This window comes from Streptomyces niphimycinicus, from assembly GCF_018883605.1.
GTDB lineage: Bacteria > Actinomycetota > Actinomycetes > Streptomycetales > Streptomycetaceae > Streptomyces > Streptomyces niphimycinicus.
Window position 1 is genome coordinate 1 of the sequence record NZ_JAHLEM010000365.1, and the last position, 5,406, is coordinate 5,406.

At 71.2% G+C, this 5,406-nt stretch carries 4 protein-coding genes and 1 pseudogene; 3 read left to right on the forward strand and 2 right to left on the reverse strand.

Annotated elements, in window-relative coordinates; translation table 11 throughout:
- A pseudogene (locus tag KN815_RS29120) lies at positions 1-1,222 on the forward strand (hypothetical protein); the annotation flags it as partial.
- Positions 1,223-1,303: 81 nt separating this feature from the next.
- Here KN815_RS29120 and KN815_RS29125 read toward each other — a convergent pair.
- On the reverse strand, positions 1,304-2,614 hold the full coding sequence (locus tag KN815_RS29125) for an ABC transporter substrate-binding protein (protein WP_216344874.1): 1,311 nt from the start codon (positions 2,612-2,614) through the stop codon (positions 1,304-1,306).
- A 171-nt stretch (positions 2,615-2,785) separates the two neighbouring features.
- On the opposite strand from KN815_RS29125, the gene KN815_RS29130 reads away from it, so the two are divergent.
- Together KN815_RS29130 and purU are read left to right on the forward strand one after the other, a co-directional pair.
- Positions 2,786-3,232: an SCO4402 family protein gene (locus KN815_RS29130; protein ID WP_059143611.1), complete on the forward strand. Its 447-nt coding sequence runs from the start codon at positions 2,786-2,788 to the stop codon at positions 3,230-3,232.
- 32 nt (positions 3,233-3,264) lie between these two features.
- Positions 3,265-4,134, forward strand: a complete 870-nt coding sequence (gene purU / locus KN815_RS29135; protein ID WP_216344875.1) for a formyltetrahydrofolate deformylase — start codon at positions 3,265-3,267, stop codon at positions 4,132-4,134.
- Between the two features lie 74 nt (positions 4,135-4,208).
- Here the strand turns inward: purU and KN815_RS29140 are convergent.
- A partial coding sequence (locus KN815_RS29140) for a zf-HC2 domain-containing protein (protein WP_253209306.1) occupies positions 4,209-5,406 on the reverse strand: 1,198 nt, incomplete at its 5' end.

Here is a 5,406-nt window from a genome sequence, read left to right on the forward strand (position 1 = left end):
GCAGGGTTGGCCGGCCCCGCAGAGACCGGCTCAGCCGCCGTACCAGGCCGCGGACGAGACCCAGGTGCTGCCGCCGCAGCCCGCCGCGGACGAGACCCAGGTGCTGCCGCCGCAGCCCGCCGAGGACGCCGACGCGACCCAGTTCATACCCCCGGTCCCGGGTGAGGCCCCGCCGCCTCTGGACACCCCCACCACGACGCTCGCCACGGTCAAGAGCGTGCCGCTGCCGCCCGAGAACCGGCCCGAGTCGCCCGCCGAGTCCACCACCCAGTTGCGCGCCGTCCGCCCCGGCCGCCGGGGCGGGGGCGCCCACCGCCAGCCGTCCGCCGCGGAAGAGACCGCGGTGCTCCCGCCCATGCCGCCCGGGCCCGCGCAGAACGCGCCCATGCCCGCGTCCGCGGCGAACGTCCCCGAGCGGCCCGGCAGCGCCCCGTACGCGATCCGTCCCGGCCGTCCCGGGGACCGGCCGCCGCCCTCGGAGTTCGACGGTCTGTTCCGTGACGAGGGCGCCCATGAGACCCAGCAGTTGCCGCAGTTCCCCCAGGACGATCCGCAGCCGTCGCCGTACGCCGGCGGTGGCGGCGGTGGTGGGCGGCGCCGGATGTCGCGGGGCATGCTCATCGGCATCGTGGTGGCGGGCTGCGGTATCGCCGGGCTCGCCGCCGGAGCCGCGCTCAGCACGGGCGGCGACGACAAGAAGGACAATTCGACGCTGAGCAGCTCCTCGCCGAGCGCCGGCGAAGGGGAGCCGTCCAAAGCCGCCGATCCCGCCGAGCCGCAGGCGAAGGCGCTGGACGCGCTGCTCGCCGACAGCAACAACAGCCGCGCGTCGGTGATCAAGGCCGTGGACAACATCAAGTCCTGCAAGGACCTGTCCACGGCGGCATCGGATCTGCGGACCGCCGCGGGCCAGCGCAATGGTCTGGTGACCCGGCTGGGCAAGCTGTCGGTGGACAAGCTGCCCGACAACGCGCGGCTGACCGCGGCTCTCACCAAGGCGTGGAAGTCCTCGGCCAGGGCCGACAACGAGTACGCGGCCTGGGCCGATCAGGTCGGCGGCAAGAAGGGCTGCCCCAAGGGCAAGGCCCGCCGTTCGCCCCGGGTCGGGGCGGCCGAGCGGGCGAGCGGCGAGGCCACGCAGGCCAAGAGGACGGCCTCGGGGCTGTGGAACCCGATCGCCTCCAAGTACGGCCTCACCTCGCACCAGGCCACCGAACTGTGACCGGACGGCCGGGGCCGGTGCCGCCGTCCCCGGCCCGGTCCGCCGGGTGTCAGGGGCCCGGCAATCGCGGGTGCCGGGGGCTCAGTCGGCCGGGTGGTACTGCTCCAGGATCTTGGACACGTTGACGAATCCCTTGCGCACCGCCACCAGCCGCCCGTCCCGCACCGCCTGGTAGGTGACGTCCGCGTTGACGATCCGCGAGTAGTTGGGCACATGCAGCGTGTCGTCGTAGCCCCAGCGCAGCGTCGGCGTCAGCCCGCCGGTGTTGACCGCGTGGCCGTTGTCCAGCTCGTTGCGCACGGTGCGGGCGCTGATGTCGTCGGAGTGCAGGGACATCAGGACCGAGCGCAGCACGGTGTAGCCGATCCAGGTGGTCTGCGTGCCGGGGTCGTCGGGGTCGATGCGGTTGTCGTCGAAGGCGTACTTGTTGATGACCTTCTTCATGGGATTCCAGCGCGCATCGTCCCCGGTCGGGTACCAGCCGGTGGCGTAGGTGCCCTCCAGGGGGCTGGAGCTGCCGCCGGTGGAGTCTATGAGGGACTGCCGGACACCGCCGAGGATGGAGGCGAGCCGTACCTTCGGGTGGTTCTCCTGCACCCGGCGGAAGGAGTCGAAGAAGGTGCCGGTGCGGTTGCCGAGCGCCGCGGTGACGCAGGAGCTGTCCAGGGACGCGCCCTGGGATGCGCTGCCGAGCGAGGTGTCGGCGCCGACGCTCTCCAGGGCACTGGTGGCCTGGTCGCTGTAGTCGCCCGCGTCCTCGGAGGCGCGGACGTCATGGGCGGCGTCGCGCCGGCCCGCCCGGAGGCCGGTGTTGAGAAGCTGGGGGAGTTCGTCGCCCGCGATGGTGTCGGGGCGCACGAACGCGGTGCGCTCGCAGCGGGAGGCCAACTGGCGGCCGTTGCCCACCAGCAGGGCGGCCTGGCCGCCGTTGACCGGATACGAGTACGGGCTGTCGAACTCCTCCTGCGTCAGCCCGTAGCCGCCTATGTAGGGGATGCCGGCGACCTCCAGCGGGGAGATGAAGGCCCGGCCGTACTGGCTGTACGAGCCGACGACCGCGACGGCCTTCTCGTCCTGGGCCTGCTGGGCGCAGCGGGCGGCCTGGACGGCGTCGTTGCGCTCGTTGCAGGTGACGACCTTGAGCTTGCGGCCGTGGATGCCGCCCGAGTCGTTGACCCAGCGGGCAAATGCCTTCGCCATCGCGGGCATTCCCGGCATATTGGTCGCTTTGGTGCCCTCGGGAGCCCATGTCATGACGGTGATGGGGTCGCCGTCGTTCTTGTTCGACAGCACCCCGCCGCAGCCGGTCAGCAGCGACGCACCGACCGCCGTGCACAGTGCCGCGACGGCGGCTCGGAAGAGGCGGGAGGGAGGGCGTCGCCGACCGGTCATGACACGCGAGCCTGTCCCGTCGCGAGGAACGGCGCGGCTATGACAAGATAAGGAACGGTGTCATAGAGGTGAACTCCGGGGGCCGATCCGTCGCCATGTGTGAAGAACGTACGATCGGTGATTGTGCAAGGTTCGGAGAAGTCTTCCCGTCGCGCCCGTCGCTCGACCACCATGGGAGGCATGCCTGTCAACGACATGCCCTGGTGGCGCTGGCGCACCAATGTGCGCTCGGCGCTGCATATGCTCTCGGATCCCGTCTTTCAGCAGGAGTGCTGGCTGGCCGGCCAGGCCGGGTACGGGGATGTGACGGACGCCGTCTACCGGCTCGTCGAGGACACCTGGCTGGACAACTGGTCGGCCGAGAAGTACGTCGGCACGATCTTCCGTGACTCGCAGGAGGCGGCGCTGGTCGATGTCGCCGTGCTGCGGGTGCTGAGGATCATGCACCAGGTGGGCGCGGACGCCCTCGTCTCGGCCTACCTCGAGCACCATGGCTGGCCGGAGGCCGTGCGGGCGGCCCGCGAGGCCCATGTGCGGCTGGCCACCAACGACGGCGAGGACCCGGATGTGCCGCCGCGCACCCTCGAAGTGCTGGCGATCATGACACAAGCGGTCTGAACCACGTCGTGGGTGTGGGACGCTATGGAGTCATGAGCGAGCCGCATTCCGTCCCCGATCAGTACATCCTCACGCTGTCATGTCCTGACAAGCAGGGCATTGTGCACGCCGTGTCGAGCTATCTGTTCATGACCGGCTGCAATATCGAGGACAGCCAGCAGTTCGGGGACCGCGACACCGGGCTCTTCTTCATGCGGGTGGCCTTCCGCGCCGTCTCGCCGGTGAAGGTGGAGGATCTGCGGGCCAGCTTCGCGGCGGTCGGCGAGTCCTTCCAGATGGACTGGGAGATCCATCCCGCCGATCGCAAGATGCGCATTCTGCTCATGGTCAGCAAGTTCGGGCACTGCCTGAACGATCTTCTCTTCCGGTCCCGGATCGGTGCGCTGCCGGTCGAGATCGCCGCCGTGGTCTCCAACCACACGGACTTCGAGGAGCTGGTCGGCTCCTACGGGATTCCGTTCCACCACATGCCCGTGACGAAGGACACCAAGCAGGAGGCCGAGGCCCGGCTGCTGGAGCTGGTGCGCACGGAACATATCGAGCTGGTGGTGCTGGCCCGCTATATGCAGGTGCTCTCCGACGACCTGTGCAAGGAGCTGTCGGGCCGGATCATCAACATCCACCACAGCTTCCTGCCGAGCTTCAAGGGCGCCAAGCCGTACCACCAGGCGCATGCGCGCGGGGTCAAGCTGATCGGGGCGACGGCCCACTATGTGACCGCCGATCTGGACGAGGGCCCGATCATCGAGCAGGAGGTCGAGCGCGTCGGCCATGAGCTGACCCCGGACCAACTGGTGGCGGTCGGCCGCGATGTGGAGTGCCAGGCGCTGGCCCGCGCCGTGAAGTGGCACAGCGAGCGCCGGGTGCTGCTCAACGGCCGCCGTACGGTCGTCTTCGGCTGACTCGGCCGACTCGGAGACAGTACGGCTCAGAGGCAGTACGGCTCAGAGCAGTACGGCCCATAGACAAGTACGGCTCACAGGCGCGAGAGGGACGCGGCGGCGAAGAGGACGTCCCGGATCGCCTCGGTGTCCCCGGACAGCCCCGCGGCCGCCTCCTGCGGCGGCACATGCCCCGACGCCAGCAGGTAGAACGCCTCCTGGTCCAGGGCGATCGTCGCCACCGCCTCCTCCGGTGAGGCCACCGCCGCCGGGGAGTCCAGCGCGATGTACCAGTCGCCGCCGCCCGTGCCCTCTACCTGGAGATGGAGCGTACGGCCCGGGGTGCCCGCCTCGACCAGCCGGCGCGGCGGGGCCGCGAGTCCGGCCCGGCGCCGCTCGGCCAGCGCCCCCGGAAGCAGCCGGGCACATAGGTCGATCATGGCTCTGAGGTGGGCGGAGGCCGGTGGCTCATAGGGGTAGTCGATGGCCTCGGCGATGTCCCCGGCGTGCACCCAGCACTCCAGGGCGCGGTCGAGGAACGCGTCGCGGATCGGCAGCGCGAAGTCTCCGTACGGCACGTCGAGTTCGGCGACCCCGCGCCCGGCGAAGGACACCGTACGGACCAGGGCATGGCCCTGCTCACGCCACAGCTCCCGTACCGCCCCGGGCGGACCGGCCCCGTACGAGGCGCCGGGCTCGTGGTGCCAGTACGCCTCCGTACGGGCCTGGGGCGAGCGGGGGGCGTCGGCCCCGAGCGGGTCGGGGAGGCCGAGGGAGGCGGCGATGATGCCGTCCACGACCATCAGATGGCCGATCACCCCGGCGACGGTGGTGTCCCGGCCGGTGAGCCGCCGCCCGTCGAACCACTTCAGCCGCACCGGCGCACGCCACTCGGCCTCGCCCATGTCGCGCAGCAGCGCGTCCAGCCGGGCGGCCTCGGCGTCATACGCACCGGCCCAGCCGGGCATGGGTATCCGGGCCGGGCGGCGGCCCAGGCAGCCCGCGAGAACGCGGGAGCGGAGCATCGGATCGAGGTCCAGGCTGTGCTCGGTGTGCAGCAGCTCGACGGCGTCGCGCAGCCGCAGCGCCTCCTCGGCGCAGGAGGGGCAGTGGTTGAGATGCGCCTCGACGGCGGCGGTCTCCTCCGGCGAGCACGCGGTCAGCGCCCAGGCGCCGAGCAGCGATCGCAGCAGATCGTGCGAGAGCGGATGCGCCGCGGAGGGCGTGGGCGCCGCAAGTGGCGCGGCCGGTGGTGCGGGCGCGGGCGGTCGCGGTGCCGGTGGTGCGGGCGCG

Excerpts from the sequence above, each read along its gene's own strand:
- KN815_RS29125 (WP_216344874.1), bottom strand. The coding sequence starts at position 2,614 with ATGACCGGTCGGCGACGCCCTCCCTCCCGCCTCTTCCGAGCCGCCGTC.
- KN815_RS29130 (WP_059143611.1), top strand. The coding sequence starts at position 2,786 with ATGGGAGGCATGCCTGTCAACGACATGCCCTGGTGGCGCTGGCGCACC.
- purU (WP_216344875.1), top strand. The coding sequence starts at position 3,265 with ATGAGCGAGCCGCATTCCGTCCCCGATCAGTACATCCTCACGCTGTCA.